At 72.2% G+C, this 20,600-nt stretch carries 13 protein-coding genes; 5 read left to right on the plus strand and 8 right to left on the minus strand.

Features of this window, described 5'->3' with window-relative positions; genetic code table 11:
- Positions 1-97: 97 nt before the first annotated feature.
- Together CG723_RS21710 and CG723_RS21715 are read left to right on the plus strand one after the other, a co-directional pair.
- Positions 98-3,715, plus strand: a complete 3,618-nt coding sequence (locus tag CG723_RS21710) for a serine protease (protein ID WP_234374435.1) — start codon at positions 98-100, stop codon at positions 3,713-3,715.
- 166 nt (positions 3,716-3,881) lie between these two features.
- On the plus strand, positions 3,882-4,835 hold the full coding sequence (locus tag CG723_RS21715) for a bifunctional riboflavin kinase/FAD synthetase (protein ID WP_100595136.1): 954 nt from the start codon (positions 3,882-3,884) through the stop codon (positions 4,833-4,835).
- A 48-nt stretch (positions 4,836-4,883) separates the two neighbouring features.
- Here the strand turns inward: CG723_RS21715 and CG723_RS21720 are convergent, their stop codons facing one another.
- The 8 genes from CG723_RS21720 to eccE form a co-directional block, all read right to left on the minus strand.
- A complete protein-coding gene (locus tag CG723_RS21720; RefSeq protein ID WP_100595137.1) occupies positions 4,884-5,897 on the minus strand; it encodes an oligopeptide/dipeptide ABC transporter ATP-binding protein in 1,014 nt (337 codons plus the stop codon).
- On the minus strand, positions 5,894-6,895 hold the full coding sequence (locus CG723_RS21725; RefSeq protein ID WP_100595138.1) for an ABC transporter ATP-binding protein: 1,002 nt from the start codon (positions 6,893-6,895) through the stop codon (positions 5,894-5,896). Before CG723_RS21725 ends, CG723_RS21720 begins: the two co-directional genes overlap by 4 nt.
- The gene (locus tag CG723_RS21730) at positions 6,892-7,836 is read right to left on the minus strand and encodes an ABC transporter permease (RefSeq protein WP_100595139.1); all 945 of its coding nucleotides are present in this window, start codon (positions 7,834-7,836) and stop codon (positions 6,892-6,894) included. Before CG723_RS21730 ends, CG723_RS21725 begins: the two co-directional genes overlap by 4 nt.
- Positions 7,833-8,909, minus strand: coding sequence for an ABC transporter permease (locus CG723_RS21735; protein ID WP_100595140.1), 1,077 nt, complete (start codon positions 8,907-8,909; stop codon positions 7,833-7,835). Before CG723_RS21735 ends, CG723_RS21730 begins: the two co-directional genes overlap by 4 nt.
- A gap of 77 nt (positions 8,910-8,986) precedes the next feature.
- Positions 8,987-10,885, minus strand: coding sequence for an ABC transporter substrate-binding protein (locus CG723_RS21740; RefSeq protein WP_100595141.1), 1,899 nt, complete (start codon positions 10,883-10,885; stop codon positions 8,987-8,989).
- Positions 10,886-11,215: 330 nt separating this feature from the next.
- Complete coding sequence (locus CG723_RS21745; RefSeq protein ID WP_100595142.1) at positions 11,216-14,161, minus strand: SCO5717 family growth-regulating ATPase; 2,946 nt, start codon at positions 14,159-14,161, stop codon at positions 11,216-11,218.
- Positions 14,162-14,498: 337 nt separating this feature from the next.
- Positions 14,499-15,320 (minus strand): hypothetical protein, encoded by an 822-nt coding sequence (locus CG723_RS21750; RefSeq protein ID WP_442802579.1) that lies wholly within the window; start codon positions 15,318-15,320, stop codon positions 14,499-14,501.
- Positions 15,320-16,681, minus strand: coding sequence for a type VII secretion protein EccE (gene eccE / locus CG723_RS21755; protein WP_100595144.1), 1,362 nt, complete (start codon positions 16,679-16,681; stop codon positions 15,320-15,322). The genes CG723_RS21750 and eccE overlap by 1 nt, the downstream gene beginning before the upstream one ends.
- Before the next feature lie 179 nt (positions 16,682-16,860).
- Here eccE and eccB point away from each other — a divergent pair, with 179 nt between their 5' ends.
- The 3 genes from eccB to CG723_RS21770 are packed head-to-tail and all read left to right on the plus strand — an operon-like array spanning position 16,861 to position 20,287.
- A complete protein-coding gene (eccB, locus tag CG723_RS21760) occupies positions 16,861-18,399 on the plus strand; it encodes a type VII secretion protein EccB (protein ID WP_100595145.1) in 1,539 nt (512 codons plus the stop codon).
- Between the two features lie 14 nt (positions 18,400-18,413).
- Positions 18,414-19,688 carry a type VII secretion-associated serine protease mycosin gene (gene mycP / locus CG723_RS21765; RefSeq protein WP_199841840.1) on the plus strand — a complete coding sequence of 425 codons (1,275 nt, stop codon included), beginning with the start codon at positions 18,414-18,416 and terminating at the stop codon, positions 19,686-19,688.
- A complete protein-coding gene (locus tag CG723_RS21770) occupies positions 19,685-20,287 on the plus strand; it encodes a hypothetical protein (RefSeq protein ID WP_100595147.1) in 603 nt (200 codons plus the stop codon). The genes mycP and CG723_RS21770 overlap by 4 nt, the downstream gene beginning before the upstream one ends.
- The last annotated feature ends 313 nt before the right edge of the window (positions 20,288-20,600 follow it).

Here is a 20,600-nt window from a genome sequence, read left to right on the forward strand (position 1 = left end):
CGAGGGAGTGGAAGGGGGCGCGTTCGCTCCGGCGCCTGTTCCGCTGATCACCGCGCGCCTACCGTCGGTCCTACGGGGCGTGGCGGGAGGTTCGACGATGGCGGGACTGGGCCCCCGGGCCGGAGACGGGGACGCGACGGGTCCCGGGACCGGTCCGCCCCTCGTCCATGTCTTCGATCTGGCCGGACGCCCGCGCGGCGTCGGCTTCGTCGCCGACGACCACGGGACCGTCGTCACGAGCCATGAAGTCGTGGACGGACTCGGCCGCGTCGTGCTGCGCGCGCCCGGCGGGATCACCTGTGTCGTGGGCGCCGCCGATGTCGTCCCGCTGCCCGAGTCGGCCCTCGCGCTCATCCGCACCGACGCGACGGAGGGCCTCGGTATGCGCCCGCTGCCGGTGGCCGTCCGGGGCCCGGCCGGGGCCGGGGCGTATGTGCTGATCGCCGCCGGGGGCTGGCGCGAGGCGCGCGTCCTCGGCCATGTCGACGTCACGTACACCGCGACCGACGGCTTCCATGTCGTCCCCGGGGCCATGGAGCTGGCCATCGGCACGGACGGCCGCGACGCGCTGCGGCTCGGGGGAGGGGCCGCCGGGGGACCCGTCGTCGACGCCGCTTCAGGCTCCGTCCTCGCCGTTCTCGGCACGGCACTCGAGGCCGGACACCGCGCCGCCGGGTTCGCCGTGCCGCTGCGGGAGGCCGCTGCCGCCGCCCCGGACGGGCCGCTCGCCGCACTCCTCGCGCGGAACGCGGCCACCGTGCCGGTGTACGGGGACGAACTCAACCTGGCGGGCTCACTCCAGCTGACGGCCACGTCGGTCGGGTCCGACGGGCCGGGCGCGGTCCTCGACCCGGGGCCGGTCGAACGGCCCGAAGTGGCAAGGGAGTTCGCCGAGTTCGAGATGTCCGACACGGCCGTCCTCGCCCTCGTGGGAGCGCCGGGCAGCGGCCGTACGACGGAGCTCGCCGCGTATGCCGCGCGACGCGGACGTGGCGCCCACCCCGCCCCCACCCTCTGGCTGCGCGGCGCGGATCTGCACGGCGATGACCGGAGCGTGGCGGACGCCGCGCGGCGGGCGCTGGTCAGGGCCGGGCGCATCGTCGCGGCATCACTGCCCGGGGCCGTCCCCGGACAGACCGGGGAGCCCGAGGGCCCGGAGCCCGGCGGTGCCGGCGTCGGTGATGTGTCGCCGGAGCGGATCGCGGCGCCCGCACGCGCCGCCGGCCGGCCCCTCGTGCTGCTCCTCGACGGGCCCGAGGAGATGCCGCCCGTACTGGCGCACCGGCTGGCGGAGTGGACCGAGGGCACGGCGCGCTGGCTGCGGGAGACCGGCGTGCGGCTCGTCGTGGCGTGCCGGGGGGAGTACTGGGAGCGCGCGGGCGAGCTGTTCCCGGCCCGTGTGCTGTACGGGCGGACGGGGCGGCTGCCCGCCTGTGTCCCGCTGGGGGAGCTGACCGGGGATCAGGCCCGCGTGGCGTGGGAGCGGTACGGGCTGCCCGAGGACGCGCTCGCCGGCCGCGACGCACGGCATCCGCTCGCGCTGCGGCTCCTCGCCGAAGTGCGGGCTGCGCTGCCCGGGCCCGTGCCGGGCAGCGCCGACCGGGACGCCGTCTTCGCCGCGTATCTCGACCTCATGTGCCTGCGCGTGGCGGTGCGCCTCGCCGCGGTGAACGGGCTGCGCGGCACGGCCGTGCGCAGGCTCGCCGCCCGGGTGTCCGGGCAGGTCCACGAGGCGGCGCGGCGCTGCCTGGGGCCGGGACAGGGGGAGTTGGACCGCGAGGCGTTCGAGGAGGTGTTCCCCTGGGGCGCGCTGCCGGGGCGGCGCGGCGGCGGCGTCACGGCGTGGGCCCCGGCCGTCCTCACCGAAGGCGTACTCGTCCCCGCGGGGCGCGGCTACCGGTTCGCGCACGAGGAGGTCGCCGACTGGATCCAGGGCATGCACCTGGACCTGGACGAGGCGCTCCGGGCGCTCGTGTACCGCGACCGGGGCGCCGGCCGGGCCGCGCCCACGGTGCCCGTTCCCCGGCACCGCGCGGGCCCCGTCGTCCAGGCCCTCCTCCTCGTCGAGCGGCAGCGGGGGCCGGCCCAACTCGGCGGATATCTGGCCGAGTTGGCGCTCAGGTCGCTCACGCCTGGCGACGCCGACGCCTCCTGGTGGGCGGCCCACCTCGTCGAGGAGGCGCTCCTGCGCGTGCCCGACGCCACTCCCTATCTCGGGGTGCTCGAACCGCTCGCCGACCGCGGTCGCCTCGACCCCTCGTTCTGGCGCCGGATCCCTGTCACGGACGCCGACCGCCTCGGCCTCCTGCGCCGTCTCGTCGTGCACGATCCGCCGCCCGGTAGCCACGCCCGCCACCTGGACACCGTCGCCGACCTGCTCGCCGCCGACCCGGCCGGTGTCCAGGTCCACCTCACCCGCTGGTTCGACGACGCGCGGCCGCTGCCCGCCCTGCCCGACGCGACCGTCGCCACCGCGGCTCAGGCTCTCCTGCACACGCACCGGCACCGCGCCGTCGACGACCTCACCGAGGCGCTCGCCGACTGTGCGCACCCGCACGGCGACGAACTCCTCGCCGTGCTCGCCCACGAGGAGCCGTCCGCGCTGTGCCGCGCCGTCGACCGCTGGGCCCACGACGAGCGCCCCGCCCGCCGCGCGTCCGCCGTCGCCCACGCCCTGCGGGTCGCCCCGCACGTCGCCACCGACGCCGACCGCAGCCTGCTGCGCTATGCCGCGCTCGCCCTGCTCGCCCGCACCGCCGACGGCGCCCCGCACGGCACCGCCCTCGCCCTCCTCGTACGCGACCCGCAGACCCGCGGCAAGTATCTGGCGCCCGCCCTGGAGCGGTTCGCGGACGGCGAACCGCAACTGCCCGTGAGCGCGCTCGCCGCCGCCCTCGCCACGCACCCCGAGCCCGTCCTCCGCGCCTTCCGGGACCGCGCGCGGGAGCCGGGCGGCGCGGCCGACGTGCTGGAGACCCTCGCCGCCGTGACCGCGCCCGCACTCGCGCGGCGGGCGGCCGCCCTCGTCGAGGACCTCTCGGCGGACCGGCCCGACGCCGCTGTGGACATCGCCGCGTACGTCGACCGTTGCCTGGAACACGGGCCGGCCGGGCGAGCTGTCCTCTTCCCCCTCGTCACGAGGCTGCTCCGCACCTGTCCGGGCCCCGGGCGGGCCGCGCTCGCGCCCGTCCTCGCCGCACCCGGCACCGGCGCCTCACGCGCCCTGCGCGGCGAGCTCCTCGACGTACTGCTCGCCCACGAGGACGACCCGGACGTGCTCGACGCCGTCCTGCGGACCGCCGCCCGCAGCGCCGGGGGAGCCGGGGCGACCCGCACCCGCGACCTGGTGCGGCGCACCGGACAGCGGCTCGTCCGCACCCCGGAGGGAGCCGCACGCTTCGACCGCGGGCTCGTCGCGGCCGCCGACTCGGTGCCTGGGTTCGCCGCCCTTCTCATCCAGTGGCTGGAGGGGGCGCCGCGCGAGTGGGCCGCCCTCGTCGGGCCGAGCGCCCGCCGTGTGATCGAGGGCCTGGGGCCCTTCGTCTCGGTCACGCCCGATCAGGGAGCGGGGTCCGGTGCCGCGCATCGCAAGGAGGAGGAGGGGGTCGACGGGATGAGGGTCCCCCTTGCTCGAGCGCAGCCCAGAGCTTGGGGGAGCAGGAGACCGGCGGCAACGCCACGAGGCGCGGCACCGGACCCCGCGACCCCGGCGTGATCCAAGCGAGAGGCCCCTGGCCGGGGTACGCGTGCCCGCCTGACCTGCCCATGCCGGTCCGGCGCCTCCCGATGCGGGGCGTGGGCGCTCGGCATGGCACTCTTAGACCTGCGTATTCGGCAAAGAGACGTAACAGTCGTACACAGGTTCGCGAGGAGCAATCACCGTGCAGCGCTGGCGTGGCTTGGAGGACATCCCCCAGGACTGGGGGCGCAGCGTCGTCACCATCGGCTCCTACGACGGAGTGCACCGCGGCCATCAGTTGATCATCGGCCGGGCCGTCGAGCGGGCCCGTGAGCTCGGTGTGCCCGCCGTCGTGGTCACCTTCGACCCGCACCCCAGCGAGGTCGTGCGCCCCGGCAGCCACCCTCCGCTGCTCGCCCCGCACCACCGGCGGGCGGAGCTGATGGCCGAGCTCGGCGTCGACGCCCTGCTGATCCTTCCGTTCACCACCGAGTTCTCGAAGCTGTCGCCGGCCGATTTCGTCGCGAAGGTCCTGGTCGACAAGCTGCACGCGCGCCTCGTCGTCGAGGGGCCGAACTTCCGCTTCGGCCACCGCGCCGCGGGCAATGTCGCGTTCCTCGCCGAGCAGGGGACGACGTACGACTTCGAGGTCGAGGTCGTCGATCTGTACGTGAGCGGCTCGGCGGGCGGCGGCGAGCCCTTCTCGTCCACGCTGACCCGGCGGCTCGTCGCCGAGGGTGACATGGAGGGCGCGCGCGAGATCCTCGGCCGCCCGCACCGCGTCGAGGGCGTGGTCGTGCGCGGCGCCCAGCGCGGCCGCGAGCTGGGCTTCCCGACCGCCAACGTCGAGACGCTCCCGCACACCGCGATCCCGGCGGACGGCGTCTACGCGGGCTGGCTGCACGTGGGGGACGAGGCGATGCCCGCCGCGATCTCCGTGGGCACCAACCCGCAGTTCGACGGCACCGAGCGCACCGTCGAGGCCTACGCCATCGACCGCGTGGACCTCGACCTGTACGGGCTGCACGTCGCCGTCGACTTCCTCGCCTATGTGCGCGGCATGGCGAAGTTCGACTCGATCGAGTCGCTCCTTGTCGCCATCGCGGACGACGTGAAGCGGTCGCGGGAATTGGTCGAGGCGTACGAGGGCGAGTAGGCGGGATCGGCCGAGGTCGCGGGGGCGCTGCCCCCGGACCCCTGGTCCTCAAGCGCCGGACGGGCTGGATTTGGGCCGGCCGGCCTGGGCCGACGCCCAGTGGCAGGCCACCTGGGTCGTGCTCGCGCCCGACAGCACCGGCAGGTCCTCCCCGCGGCAGCGGTTCGCCACGCCCGACCGTTCCGCCTCGCCCGACGCCAGGATCTGGCAGCGGGCGTGGAAGCGGCAGCCGGACGGGATGCGCGACGGGTCCGGCGGCTCGCCCGTCAGGACGACCGGATCACCCGGCGCTTCCGGCAGAACCGACAACAGAGCCTGCGTGTACGGGTGTTGAGGTGCCGTCAGGACCTCCTCCACCGTTCCCGTCTCCACGATCCGGCCCAGATACATCACCGCCACCCGGTCCGCGATGTTCCAGGCGAGACCCAGGTCGTGCGTCACCACGAGGGCGGACAGGCCCAGTTCGTCGCGCAGCCTGAGCAGCAGCGCGAGGATCTCGCCGCGCACCGACGCGTCGAGGGACGCCACGGGCTCGTCCGCGACGATCAGTTCGGGGTCGAGGACGAGCGCGCCCGCGATCACGACACGCTGCCGCTGGCCGCCCGACAGCTCGTGCGGGTAGCGCAGGAAGAAGCGCTCCGGCGGGCGGAGTCCGGCTCGCGACAGGGCGTTCGCCACCGCCTCGCGCTCGTCGCCCGCGCACCCGTGGATGCGCAGGCCCTCGGCCACCGCGTCGTACACCGTGTGCCGCGGGTTCAGCGAACCGCTGGGGTCCTGGAGGACCAGCTGCACGCGCTTGCGGTACGCCTTGAGGGCGCGCGAGGAGTAGTCGAGGGGCTTCCCGTCGAACGTGACCCGGCCGGACGTCGGCGGTACCAGGCCGAGCAGGGAGCGGGCGAGCGTCGTCTTGCCGCAGCCCGACTCGCCCACCAGCGCCACGATCTCGCCGGGCGCGATGTCGAGGTCGACGCCGTCCACGGCCCGCGCGGGGTCGGCGCCACGGCGGCCGGGGAAGGTGACGTGCAGCGCGCCGGCCGTGAGGAGGGGGGACGTACTGGTCATGCTGTGGTGCTCCTTGCCTCGGCGCCGGCGGCGTCGTCCGGATCGGTGGCGCCGCCCACGTGCACACAGGCCGCCAGCCGGGCCGTGCCCGCGTCCCGCAGCTCCTGGTCCTCACTGATGCAACTGTCGAGCGCCACCGGGCAGCGCGGGTGGAACGTGCAGCCCGTGGGCAGCGCCGACGGGTCGGGCGGGTCGCCGGGCAGACCGCGCGGCGCGAACCGGGACGCGATGTCGCCGATCCGCGGGAACGCCGCCGACAGGGCCTTCCCGTAGGGGTGTTGCGCGTTCTCGTAGACCTCGGAGGCGGGGCCCTCCTCGACGACGCGGCCCGCGTACATCACCGCGAGGCGGTCGCAGGTGTCCGAGAGGACGGCGAGGTCGTGGCTGATCATGATGAGGCCGAGGTCCTGGTCGGAGACGAGCTGCTCGATCAGGCGGAGGATCTGCGCCTGGATCATCACGTCGAGGGCCGTCGTCGGCTCGTCCGCGATGATCAGGCCCGGGTCGCAGGCGAGCGCCATCGCGATCATCACGCGCTGGCGCTGGCCGCCGGACAGCTCGTGCGGATACGCGTCCGCGCGGGCGGCGGGCAGGCCGACGTGCTCCAGGAGCTCCGCGACCTTCTTCTTCGCGCCCGCCGGCGTCGCCTTCCTGTGCAGCAGGATCGGCTCGGCGATCTGGTCGCCGATGCGGTGCACGGCGTTGAGCGAGTGCATCGCGCCTTGGAACACGATCGAGGCACCGGCCCAGCGCACGGCCCTGACCTGGCCCCACTTCATCGTGAGGACGTCCTCGCCGTTCAGCAGGATCTCGCCGGAGACCTTCGTGCCGGCCGGCAGGAGACGCAGCAGCGCGAGCGCGAGCGTCGACTTGCCGCAGCCGGACTCGCCGGCGATACCGAGCTTCTGGCCCGCGTCGACACTGAGGTTCACACCGCGCACGGCCCGCGCCCCGCCCGCGTACGTCACTTCGAGGTTTCTGACGTCGAGAAGGCTCACCTGGCCACCCCCAGCTTCGGATTGAGGACGGCTTCGATGGCACGGCCGCACAGTGTGAACGCGAGCGCGACCAGCGCGATGGCGAGTCCGGGCGGCGCGAGATACCACCAGTCGCCCGCGCTGACCGCGCCCGCCTCGCGCGCGTCCTGGAGCATGCCGCCCCACGATGTGATCGTCGGGTCGCCGAGGCCGAGGAAGGCGAGCGTGGCCTCGGTGAGGATGGCGCTGGAGATCACGAGCGTGGTCTGCGCGAGGACGAGCGGCATCACGTTCGGCAGGACGTGGCGGAGCATGATGTGCCCGTGCCCGCCGCCGAGCGCGCGGGCCCGCTCGATGTACGGCCGCGACTCCACGGCGAGCGTCTGGGCGCGGACCAGACGGGCCGTCGTCGGCCACGTCGTCACGCCGATCGCCAGGATGACCGTCCAGATGGAGCGGGACATCACGGTGGCGAGCGCGATCGCGAGGACCAGCGTCGGCATCACCAGGAACCAGTCGGTGACCCGCATCAGGACTGTCGAGTACCAGCCACGGAAGTGGCCCGCGACGATGCCGACGACCGTGCCGATCGCCACACACAGGAACGCGGCCAGCAGGCCCACGGTGAGGGACACGCGCGCACCCCACACCAGCAGGGCGAGCACGCTGCGGCCGAACTGGTCGGTGCCGAGCGGGAATTCGCCGCTGGGAGCTTCGAGTGCGCCGCCGGGAGCGTCGGTGACGCTCTGCGAGTCCGCGCCGACGAGCAGAGGCGCGCAGATCGCGATGAGGGCGATCAGGATCAGACCTGCGAGGCCCCACAGCCCGCTCCGGTGGGTGCGGTACTCGCGCCAGAAGCGGGCGGCGGAGCGGCGCTTGCGGGCCCGCGCCAGGGCCCGCGCGCTCTTCTCGGCCGGCGGCGGGAGCTGCGCGGTGTCGAGGTCGTTCGTGTCGGCAGTCATCGGCCCACCCGGGGATCGAGCAGCGGATACAGCACGTCGGCGAGGGTGTTCGCCAGGATCACCGCGGTGGCGAAGACGAAGAACAGCCCTTGGACGAGCGGCAGGTCGGGCACGCTGAGTGCCGAGTAGAAGAGGCCGCCGAGCCCGGGCCAGGAGAAGACCGTCTCGACGAGGATCTGCCCGGCCACGACGTGCCCGAGGTTCACGAACATCAGCGTGAACGTGGGCAGCATCGCGTTCGGGACGGCGTGCTTGCGGCGTACGACGTCGTCACGCAGGCCCTTCGCGCGCGCTGTCGTCAGATAGTCGCTGCCCATCTCGTCGAGCAGCGAGGAGCGCATCACGAGGAGCGTCTGCGCGTAGCCGACCGCGACCAGCGTGACCACCGGCAGGACCAGATGGTGCGCGACGTCCAGGACGTACGCGAACCCGCTCTCGCCGCCCGACTCCAGACCGCCCGTCGGGAACAGACCCGGGATCGGGCCCAGCCCCACAGAGAAGACGATGATGAGCAGCAGACCGAGCCAGAACGACGGGATCGAGTAGAGCGTGAGCGCGAACGCGGTGTTGAAACGGTCGCTGCGCGATCCGTTGCGCCAGGCGGTGCGCGTGCCCAGCCAGATGCCGAGCGCGGTGTAGAGGACGTAGGCCGTTCCGGTCAGGAGCAGCGTCGCCGGGAGCGCCTCGGTGATCTTGTCGATGACCGGGGTGTGGAACTGGTACGACGTGCCGAAGTCGCCGGTCAGCGCGTCACCGATGTAGTTGGTGAACTGCTGCCACATCGGCAGGTCGAGGCCGAACTGGTGGCGGAGCGATTCGAGCTGCTGCGCCGAGACGCGGCGCCCGCCGGTCATCTGCTTCACCGGATCGCTGGGGATCAGGCGGAACAGGAAGAAGCTGGTGACCAGGACCGCGAAGAGCGACACGATCGCCCCCGCGATCTTGCCCGCCACGTACTGGAGATAGGCCTTGGTGTTGCGCGCCCGTGGACCGCGGGCCGCCGACGGCCCGGCTTGCGCCGGGCCGTCGGTGTCCGCACTCTGCACGAGCGCCGGAGTGCTCTCTGCTGTCATGTGGAACTCTCGTTACTCGTGCGGTACTTGCGACGCCTGCGGACGGACGTGACGCGCTCTCTCCTGACCGGGTGCTGCTACTCGCGGTCGTCCGCCGAGGTGCGGCGGCGCTTCGTGAGGAACAGTCCGCCGCCGCCGAGGATGACGACTGCCGCGACGATACCGATGATCACGCCGGTGGAGCTGGAACTGCTCTTACCGCCCGAGTCGGTCGTGGCGCCGGCGGGAACGGCCGACCACCAGCTCCAGTACCCGTCCTGGCCGTAGATGTTGCCGGCCTCGGTGGGCATGGTCTGGATCGACTTGATCTGGTCGGTGCGGTACGCCTCGACGGCGTTCGGGTACGCGATGACGTTCATGTACCCGGAGTCGTACAGCCAGGACTCCATCTGCTTGACGATGTCCGCGCGCTTGGCCGGGTCGTACTCGGCGAGCTGCTTCTTGTACAGGTCGTCGTACGTCTTGTCGCAGATGAAGTTGTCCGTCTGGGCGCTCTCCTTGGCCTTGACGGGCAGCGCGGCGCAGGTGTGGATGCCGAGGACGAAGTCCGGGTCGGGGTTGACCGACCAGCCGTCGAACGCGAGGTCGTACTCACCTGCGTACCAGGGCACCGAGACGTCGTCGAGGCAGTCGACCTTCAGGCCGATGCCGAGCTTGCCCCACCACTCCTTGAGGTACTTGCCGATCGCCTTGTCGTTCGGGTCCGTGGCGTGGCACAGGATGCGGAAGTTGAGCGGCTTGCCGTCCTTGCCGACGCGCTCGCTGCCCTTCATCTTGTACCCGGCCTCGTCGAGCAGCTTGCCCGCCTTGTCGGGGTCGTACCCGAGGGCCTGGCTGGCGGACGGCTTCCAGAAGTAGTCGCCGAAGCGCGGCGGGATGTAGCCCTCGCCCTCGACGGCGTGGCCCTGGAAGACCTTGTCGACGATCGCCTTGCGGTCGATCGACAGGAACAGCGCCTGGCGCACCTTCTGGTCGAGAAGGGCCTTGTTGCCGTTGCCGAACTTCTTGCGGTCCTTGGTCTGCGCGCCCGGGTTCGTGGCGAGCGCGAAGAAGCGGCGGCCGGGGCCCTCGTTGACCTTGATGTTCTGCTCGCCCTTGAGCGAAGCCGCCTGAGCGGGCGTCAGGGCGGGGGAGCCGGCCACGAAGGAGACCTCGCCCTTGCGCAGGGCTGCGACCGCGGCGTCCTGGTCCTTGTACGTCTTGAAGACGACCTCGTCGAACTTGGGCGCGCCGCGCCAGAAGTCCTTGTTGGCCTTCAGTTTCACGTACTGGTCGACCTTGTAGTCGGTCAGCACGAACGGGCCGTTGCCGACGACCGGGAAGGTCTTGTCGTTGTTGAACTTCGAGAAGTCCTTGACGTTCTTCCAGATGTGCTCCGGCACGATCGGGACGTCGAGCGCGGCCATCGTGGCCTGCGGCTTCTTCAGCTCGATGACCAGCTGGGTGGCGCTGGGAGCGGTGACCTTCTCGAAGTTGGAGACGAAGCTGCCGTTCGCCGTCGCGGCGCCCTCGTCCGTCATCATCTTGTTGAAGGTGAAGGCGGCGTCGGCGGCGGTGGCCTGCTTGCCGTCGGACCACTTCGAGTCGGACCTGATGGTGTAGGTCCAGGTGAGCTTGTCCGCGGACGGCTTCCAGTCGGTGGCGAAGCCCGGGACGGCGTGGTTGTCCTTGGGGTCGTAGTTGACCAGGTACTCGTACATCATCCGGTGGATGCTCGTACTGACCAGTCGCTGGGCGAGGAACGGGCTCAGCGAGTCGACGCTCTGGGCGAGGGCGACGGTGAGGACCTTCTTGCCGCCGTCGGCCGCCTTGGCCTCTTGGGGTGCGGGGTTGAGCGGCGTGGCGAGGCCGGCCGTCAGGGTGAACGCCGCGGCGCCGGCGGCCAGGAGGACCCGCAGGGTCCGGCGGGGCGCGCGCCGTGGGGAACGGGAGAAGAGCGGAGCGTGTGCTCTCTTGGGCTGATCTTTTGTGTCCATGGGTCGGTGACCTCGCGTCGTTGCTCACGCAGGAGTGGCAGGTTGATCATGGGACGCCAGCTGGTTGATGTGTGTGTCTATCAGCGGCGGTCTGCGCACGTCAACGACACATGAACCCCATGTGGCCTGCGGAAATAACGAGTTGACCCGCATTTCACGCACATTGGTCGAGACCTCTGACGCTTTGCAGGCCAGGGCGTGATGCCCGTTGCGCTCAACGATGGGTGCCTGGTGGGTATTTGAGGGAGTTTCGGCAGGCAAGGGAATGGCCCGCACCGTGGTGTCGGTGCGGGCCATTCGTGTGCCCAGGGGGCCGGAATATCAGCCTTGTTACTGCTGAGGCGGCTGGGGCTGTGCGGTGTACGGGGGGAGGGGCTGGCCGGGCTGACCGGGAGCGGGCGGCTGGCCGGGTGCGGGCTGGCCCGGCTGGGCCGGCGCGGGGGGCTGCTGCTGCCACATCTGAGGGGGGCCGGGCCGGCTCGGCTGACCCGGCTGCTGGGGCTGGCCGGGGGCGCCGGCCTGGGCCTGGCCAGGCTGCTGTGGATACGGCTGGCCCGGGTACGGCTGACCCGGGAACTGCTGCCCCGGAGCGGGCTGTTGCCCCGGCGCGGGCGGCTGGGGCGTGCCCGGCTGCCCCGGATACGGCTGGCCCGGGTAAGGCTGCTGCGCGGGGTACGGCTGCTGCTGGTGACCCGGCACCGGGGGGGCCATGGTGGGCGGCGGGTTGCCGTCCGACGTCCACAGGCCCTGCTGCTGCTGGGCCCGCGGGAAGTCTTCCGCGACCATCGCCGAGAGGTTGAAGTACGCCTCGCGCACCTTGGGCCGCATCATGTCGAGGTCGACCTCGGCGCCGGCCGCCAGGTGCTCGTCGAACGGCACCACGACGACGCCGCGGCACCGCGTCTCGAAGTGCGACACGATGTCGTCCACCTTGATCATCTTGCCGGTCTCGCGGACCCCGGAGATGACCGTGATGGAACGCGACACCAGATCCGCGTACCCGTGCGCCGACAGCCAGTCGAGCGTCGTACTGGCGCTGCTCGCGCCGTCGACGGACGGCGTCGAGATGATGATCAACTGGTCGGCGAGGTCGAGGACGCCGCGCATCGCGGAGTACAGCAGACCGGTGCCGGAGTCGGTCAGGATGATCGGGTACTGCTTGCCGAGCACGTCGATCGCGCTGCGGTAGTCCGTGTCGTTGAACGTCGTCGAGACCGCCGGGTCCACGTCGTTCGCGATGATCTCCAGGCCGGAAGGCGCCTGCGAGGTGAACCGGCGGATGTCCATGTACGAGTTGAGGTGCGGGATCGCCTGCACCAGGTCTCGGATGGTGGCGCCGGTCTCACGGCGCACACGGCGGCCGAGCGTGCCGGCGTCCGGGTTGGCGTCGATGGCGAGGATCTTGTCCTGGCGCTCCGTGGCGAGCGTCGAACCGAGCGCGGTCGTCGTGGTCGTCTTGCCCACGCCGCCCTTGAGGCTGATGACGGCGATCCGGTAGCAGGACAGGACCGGCGTGCGGATCAGGTCCAGCTTCCGCTGCCGCTCGGCCTCCTCCTTCTTGCCGCCGAGTTTGAAGCGCGAGTTGGCGCCGCCGGGGCGGGTGCTCTTCGCCTTCTGCCTCTTGTTGCTGAGCAGCCGGTCGGCCGACAGCTCCACGGCCGCCGTGTAGCCGAGCGGCGCACCGCCGACGTTCGTGGGCGTGCGCTGGTCGTGCTGAATGGGCTGCGGCCAGGCGCCACCGGCACGCGGGTCGGCGGGGGGCACCTGCCCCGGGAACGGCTGGCCGGGCTGGCCCTGGAACTGCTGATCGGGCTGCGGCTGGCCGGGGTGGCCGGGCCGGCCCTCGGGGTGCGGGGCCGGGGCCTGCGGCGCGGGCGGCTGCGGATGCGGCTGCTGTCCGACGGGGGGCTGGGGACCGGGCTGCTGCGTGTGCGGCGCCGGCGGCTGCTGGGGGTGCTGCTGCGCCGGGAGGTGCGGGGCGGGCGGGGCCGGGGAGTTGGGCGCGGCCGGGTGTCCCTGAGCCGGGGCTCCGGGCTGCGGCTGCGGGAACCCGTAGCCCGCGCCGGGCTGGGGCTGCTGCGGGAACCCGTAACCGCCTTGCGGGGCGGGCTGGTTGGGCGTGCCGGGCTGGGGCTGCTGCGGGAACCCGTAACCGCCCTGAGGGGCAGGCTGGTTCGGTGCGCCTGCTGCGGGCGGCGTCTGCTGCGGGAACCCGTAGCCCTGCTGCTGTGCCGGAGGTGCGGGCTGCTGCGGGTCGCCGGGGGCCGCTTGCTGCGGGAAGCCGTAACCACCCTGCGGCGCGGGCGGGGTGTTCTGCGCGGGCCAGGCCGGCGGGGCGGGCGCGCCCTGGGCCGGAACCGGGGCGCCGGGCTGCGGTTGCTGCTGCGCGGGCCACTGCGGGGCCGACGTGGGGGCGGCGGGCTGGAACGCCGGGGGGAGAGGCGGAATACCTTCCTGCGGCACGGGCGGCGGGGCCCAGGCGGCGGGGGCGTTCTGCGCATCGGCCGATGCGTCGGAGCCGACGCTGGTGCCGGTGTCCGCACTCGCGTCGGCCGGTGCTGCCGTAGGAGCGGCTCCGGCGGTCTCGGAGCCGGTGTCGCCCGAGTCGTCCGAACCGGTCGACCCCTCCGCCTCGGACGCGTCGTCAGAAGCGGCCTCGGAGTCGGTGTCATCGGTCGAGGCCTGAGCGGCGTCGGTGTGGGCGTTGGCGTCGGTGTCCCCGTCGTCCGCAGCGTCCCCGGAGGGCCCGGCAGCGGCGACCACGGCGAAGTCACCGGACTCACCGGAGTCGGAGTTCTCGCCGTCAGCACCCGCCTGCGCGTCGGCGGACGCGGCGTCCCCGCCCTGCTCCTCGGTCGTCGGCCCGGATGTCGGCTCGGCCTTCTGCTCGCCCTGCGCGGCCAGCTCGGCGAACTCCCGCTTCAGCGCGGCCGCGGAGAACCGCATCGTCGCGCCGCTCTCCAGATCCCCGTTCCCGGAACCCGCGTCCGGCTCGGCGGCCGAAGCGGCGGGCGTGTACGGCGTGTAGGGCGCGGGCGGCGCCTGGGGTGCGGGCGCGGGCGTGGGCGCCGGGGCCGGAGGCACCGGCGGTGGAGGCGTGGCCGGGGTGGCCGAGGGGGTCTCGCCCGTGCCCGACGACGCGTTCTGCGTGTACCAGGCCGGTGGGGCGTAGTCGATGGTGAACTCGCCCGTCGTCTCAGTGGCGGACTCCGCGTCGGAGTGATCATCGACGGGTGTGTCCCAGCCCCCGCGGATCTCGTCCCGATCGCTGTTCACAATGCCTCCTGGTGTGGTCGAGCACCCTCGTGCCGTGGTGGGGGGCGACCGTTCCTGTCGTCCGATCCGCCGCGCTCTTCCCCTGGGACGCGTACGAGCCGTTCGTGGGTTCACGCGCGCGTCCTTGTCCCAGCCTAATCACCAAAACCACGTGCACGGCAGGCCCGTCCGTCCCCCCGGCGCCGTCCGATGGGTCACACCCGGCCAACAAGTGATGCCCAAGCGATACGGAAGTGACGAACACCCCCCCATCCGTCACGCGCAAACTGCCCGAATAAGCCGCAAAGGGGAACGAGTTCGATCGCCGGAACGCTCCGCGGCAGGCTTCGGACCGGCCTCAGTCCATCCGGCGTGCGTTACCCAACAATCCGGTCTCGGCGTCCGTCGCCCGGGTCATCACGTACTGCCGGTCGCGGTCGGTGCACCACAGAGTGACCCCGTCAGCGAGCGTCGGCAGGGACTCCCACTCGCCACGGGGCAGTCCGATGACGCGGCCGATCTCCGCCGCCTCGTCCGGCGAAACGCGCTGGACCCCGACGAGCCGCGCCTGACGCATCAACCGGGGCGCCACCGGGCTCAGATAGGGCAGCAGCGTCAGCACGGACTGCCACGGCGCGGACGCCACGCGCCCGCGCGGCGGACGCATACCGCAGTCCCGCACCACGAGCACCGGGCCACCGGCGGACGCGCCCTGCGGCGGCACCCGCCCGACGTCGTGCACCGTCATCCCGGACTGGCCGCCACCGACCGCCTGCACCAACTGCGCCCAGGCCTGCGCCCGCCCGGTCTCCACCGCGACCCGCGCGCCGGTCGCCGCGGCCCGCAGCGCGAGCACCTGGGCAGTCCACAGGCCACCGATGAGCACCATGTCGTACGGCGTCGGCCGGTTCACCCCGAGCACGGCAGGCTGGCCGTCGGCATCGACGCCGACGACGACACCGTCGTCCCCGATGGGCAGCGCGAGGGTGTCCAACTGTTCGACGGAGAGCGTGTGGCGCTGGTGGCGCGGCCCGAAGAGCCCGAACCCGGTACGGGAGCGGTCACCGGCGGCCGGCGAGGGAGCCCCGCCCGGACTGCCGTTCGCGTTCCCATTGCCGTTCCAGGAATTTCCGTCCCAGGAGGATCCTGCCCCGGCCGGGGGAGATGACGTCATGGCCATCAGCGCGCACCTCCGAGGGGCAACGTGGCGAGAACTCCGGGCAGTTGTTCGCGGTCGAGCCGCACGAGACCCGTCTTGGCCTGCCGGGCCGCGGTCTCCAGGGATCGCCGGGCCGTGGTCAGCTCGCTCTCGCTGCGTCCCGTGATCCGCATGTGGCCGCAGAGCTGGATGTCCCGCTGGTCACCGCGGGACAGCGTCAGGCTGAACGTCGTGGCCAGCGCGGGCACCGTGGTCAGGAGTGCGACCAACTGGTGCAGAGCGGGCCCGGATCCGCCGAGCTGGGGCCAGCGCCGCACCCAGTACGTGGTGTGCCTGCGGTTGTCGCAGCGCCAGCTGCGGCTGGACTCCTCGGTCCTGCGCTGCGGCAGCTCGCTCCGCCCGGCCTGCGCCGTCACCATCGGGTTGGCGCACGCCGACGTGGCGACGGCGGCCGTGAGCTCCTCCTCCGTCAGCACGCTGGCGCGGAAGCCCGCGCCGGTCAGCCGGCTCGCCAGATGCTGGGCCGCGCGGGCCACGCACTTCTGCGCTCCCACGGTGCCGCCGCCGCGCGCGGCCACGGCCTCCGGGCACAGCTCAGGGTCGAGCTTCAGGGCGATCCACGTGATGCGGACGGCGGGGGAGCCGGTCTGGGCCTGCAGCGGCGCGTAGTTGCTCACTGCCACGGACTGCTGCGGCAGGTGCAGCGCGGGCGCGGGCTGCGTGTGCAGCACGATCTGCGCCGATTCGAGCAGGATCCCGTCGACATCGAGGGCGTCCCGCACGATCCCTATCGGCAGCGGCCGCCGGGAGCGCTCCGCCCGCAGGGCGGTGGCGTCCGACTCGACCTGGAGCACGGCGGTCAGGAAGCCGCCGTCGCCGACCATGCCGATGGGCCGCTGGTCGCGGTCGTCACCGCGGCTGTAGCTGTACGTCCGCAGCGAGGGGTCGCACTCGACGGCGGGGGCGAGGCCCGGCTCCGTGCCGGGCGGGACCGGCGTGCTCGCCGCACGGCGCTTGCGCCCGCGCAGGGCAAGGACGGTACCGAGCCATTCGGGCAGCGACCGCCCCCGGCGGCGTACGAGAGCGAACAGGACGAGGATCACGGCGACGACGCCCGCGGGTACCAGCGCCAGCTTGTCGACGACCGCGGCGCCGACGACCAGCGCGGCGGCGACCTCGATCATCACCATCTGCTGGAGCCGGAACGACCCGGCTCGTCCGGAACGCGACTTCAGATGAAGCGAGACCGGACCGGCGGGCGCCGCCGGAGAGCCGGCCCCACCGCCGGACCGAGCCGACGGCGCACCGTCCCCAGGTCCCGGTCGACCACCCGACCGCGACCGGGATTGCGACCGCGACCGGGTCCGCGTTGCGGAAGCCATCACTCCAAATCCCCCGAACTCTCCCGAAAATCCCTGCTGCACAGGGCCTTTGAAGGCCCCAGCACCCTACCCGTCCCACATGCACAACCACGCAACAGGCATAGTAGGGGCCGGGTCTGACAACGGAGGGCGGGGGACGCAGGTACCCCCGAGCGCTGCACGGGGAGAAGCGGACACAGATGGCATCACGGCGGGACGAACTCAACGCCTACACCTTCGCGAAGCGTCGTACGCTCGCGTCCTTTCTCCAGCCCTCACCCTCCGGTTCGGAGGAAGGGGCACCGAAGCCGCTGCGTGCGGTGCTGCCGGGCGTCATCGTCGGCATCGTCGTCCTCGCGGTCTTCGGGGCGTGGGGGATGTTCAAGCCGACAGCGCCGCCCAAGTGGGATCAACTCCACAAGAACGTGATCGTCGCGAGCAAGTCGACGACGCGTTACGTGGTCCTGGAGACGAAGGGCAAGGTCCAGCTGCACCCCGTCCTCAACATGGCGTCGGCGAAACTCCTCGTCGACCCGAGCGACAACCCCATCGTGACGGTGTCCGAGACGGTGCTCGACAGCGGCAAGATCCCGCACGGCGCCACGATCGGCATCCCGTACGCCCCCGACCGCCTGCCGCCGGACTCGGAGGCCGAGTCCGCCAAGCGCTGGGCCGTCTGCGAGCGCCCGGGCGACGGTGGCCGCGCCATCCAGAAGGCGGCGTTCGTCCTCGCGGAGCGGGACGAGCCGAAGACCGAGGGCCGCGAGTCGAAGCTGCACGGCGGCGACCTGATGTACGTCGTCGGCCCGGACAAGGCCAAGACGGAGTACGTCGTCGACGCGGGCGGCACGGCCTACCCCATCGCCAGGCAGACCACGAAGAAGAAGCAGCAGAACCTCCTGACCGCCCTCGACGTCACCGACGCGAACCAGGAGCCGCAACGCGTTTCCAGGGACTGGCTCGACACTCTCCACAAGGGCACGCCGATCACCTTCCCGACGCTGGAGGGCAACCCCGGCGACTCCGCCAACGCGAACAGCACGCTCGACGACTCTGCGAACCGGGTCGGCATGGTCCTCAAGACGCCGGACCAGTATTACGTCGTCCTGCCGGGCAAGGTCGCCCCTGTCAGCGACTTCACCGCGCACCTGCTCCTGTACAGCCCCGACCTGGTTCCCCTGAACCAGGGCGGCGAGCCGCTCAAGGTGAGCCCCGGCGCCGTGGCCGCCGGCCAGAGTTTCGGGCCGGGCAACTGGCCGACGTACACGCCGAACAAGGTCAACGAGGCCTCCACCGGGACCGGCAGCCGCAACACCGTCTGCAACGTCCTGAACAAGGTCGACCGCGACAACGGCGACACCACGCTCAGCACATGGGCGGGCACGAAGTTCCCCGCGCCTCTTCCCACCGGCTCCTCCAGTGCCTACGTCACCGCCGGATCGGGCCAGCTCTACCGCCAGTTCCAGGGCACCGAAACCGCCGCGGGCCCCGTCTTCCTGGTCACCGACACGGGCCTGCGGTACGCGATGCAGTCGAACAGTGACAGTGGTGCGGACGACGCGGGCATCGGCACCACTGCGAAGGAGCGCAAGGACCAGCAACAGCAGGCCAAGCAGGCGGTGACCAGGCTCGGCTACGACAAGGTCGACCCGGCGCCGATCCCGTACGCCTGGTCGCAGTTCCTGCCGACCGGCCCGCGCCTGTCGACGACAGCGGCCCGCCAGCCGCAGGGCTCCTAGGGCCGGGGGACACGATGGCGTACGCATCCAGGGAATCCGCAGCCACGTGGACACGCAGGGCGGCCATGGCCGCCGCGCTGACCGTGACGGTGACAACCACCGCTCTCCTGCCCGCAGGGCCCGCGGCCGCCGAGGGTGAACAGTGCACCTTCGGCCCGAAGAACCCCAAGTACGAGGGCCGTCCCTGGTCGCTCCAGCGCGTCCTGCTCGACGACCTGTGGAGCGAGACCAAGGGCAAGGGCGTCAAGGTGGCCGTCATCGACACGGGCGTTGACGTCAAGAACCCGCAACTCACCCATGCCGTGGACACGTCCAAGGGCAAGAACCTGCTGCCCAAGAACCTCAAGGACGACAACGGCAGCAAGATAGAACGCGGCAAGGAGAACGGCACCACCGACACCGTGGGCCACGGCACGCGCGTCGCCGGCATAATCGCAGCGCGTCCGGCCAAGGGCACCGGCTTCGTGGGCCTGGCCCCCGAGGCCACGATCATCCCGATCCAGCAGAACGACGCGGAGGGCCACGGCACGGCCAAGACCCTCGCGGATGCCATCGTGTACGCGAAGTCCGTGGGCGCCCAGGTCATCAACATCTCCCAGGACACGGCGAACGCGGTCAAGCCCGACCAAGTGCTGCAGGACGCGGTCGACTCGGCGCTGGCCGCCAAGATCGTCGTCGTCGCCTCGGCAGGCAACGACGGCCTGGACGGCAAGGTGAAGGAGACCTACCCGGCCTCGTTCCCCGGCGTCCTGGCGGTCGCGGCATCCGACCGCAACAACGAACGCGCCTCGTTCTCCCAGTCGGGCGAATTCGTGGGCGTGGCCGCGCCGGGCGTGGACATGGTCTCCACGGTTCCGGGCGCCGGCCACTGCTCGGACAACGGCACCAGCTTCTCCGCCCCCTACGTGGCCGGAGTCGCGGCCCTCGTCAAGGCGAAGCACCCCGACTGGACGGCGGCGGAGGTCGTCGCCCAGATCGAACAGACCGCGGAACGCTCGACGTCGGGCCACGACCGCCTGGTCGGCTGGGGCGTCGTCGACCCCGTCCGCGCGGTCACGGAGGACCCGGATCACCCGATCGAGTCCCCGTCCCCCAACGAGGGGGTCACCCGGGCGGAGGCTCCTACGGCGGCGAAGCTCCACTTCGGCGAAACAGCGGAACAGCGCGACACCCGCCTGGCCACGTACACGGTCGTCGGGACGGCGGTGCTGGTGGCGGGCCTGGGCGGGGCGGCCGTCGCCGTACGGGACGCGCGGCGGCGGGGCCGGAGGACGGCGGGCGGCGCATGAACGCGATGATCGCGCTGAGCTTCGGCATCGCCGCCGTGCTGTTGCTCGCCGCGTGCGTCAAAGCGGACCGTGTGCGCGGCTGGCGCCACAGCCTCAACCCGTCCGCGCCCGACCTCCCCGACGCCGCGTTCGTCGCGGGCCGCGTGATCTTCCTCGTCCTGGCCGGCGTCATGGTGTTCGAAGGGTTCAGCCTGCTGAGGGTCTCCGCCGACTCGGGGTGGAGCGACGACGAACTGACCAGCGCGGTGCACCGGGCCACGGACGACCTGGACGGCTGGATGTACCGCGACGACGGACTCACCACCGACTCCGCCTACTTCGACGACTACGCGTCCCTGCTCGAGGACAAGGTGATCCAGTACGGCGGCGGGGGAGCACCCGAGGCAGGCGTGGACGCCGGCCCGGCCGACACGAACACGGACACCGACGCCTACTTCACGGTGCAGGCGGACGGCGCGGACGTGGCGTTTTGCACGCACCTCGAGCGCACCCGGCGGGCGAAGGACGACTACACGCCGCCGGGCATCGATGGCGGCGAGGGAACCGTCACCGAGCGGGCGTACCGTCTGACGGTGACATCGCAGGAGGGCCCGTGCTGAGGCGTCAGGGCCTGCCGCAACCCTCGTCCTGAGCAAAGGAGTTCGCGTACTCCTTGACGAACTTGAGCATGCCCGCGGCCGCTGACATCGGTGGGCTCGATACCGATGGCCGATAGGACCACGTCCCCCGCAGAAATATCGGCGCCGAGCGGACTGGCGAATTCCCTTCTTGCGCTTGCCCTCGGGTTGGCCTGCAGGCGTGGGGAGTTCGGGGCTTCCCTCGGTGCCGGAAGGGGCGTGGGGCGGAGTGGTGAAGGGGCCGTGAGGGGGCGCGTTGAGGCGCGTTTCCGCTGGTAGCGTGCCTTTTCCCAGT

Origin of the sequence: Streptomyces sp. CB01635 (assembly GCF_002803065.1) — a bacterium.
GTDB lineage: Bacteria > Actinomycetota > Actinomycetes > Streptomycetales > Streptomycetaceae > Streptomyces.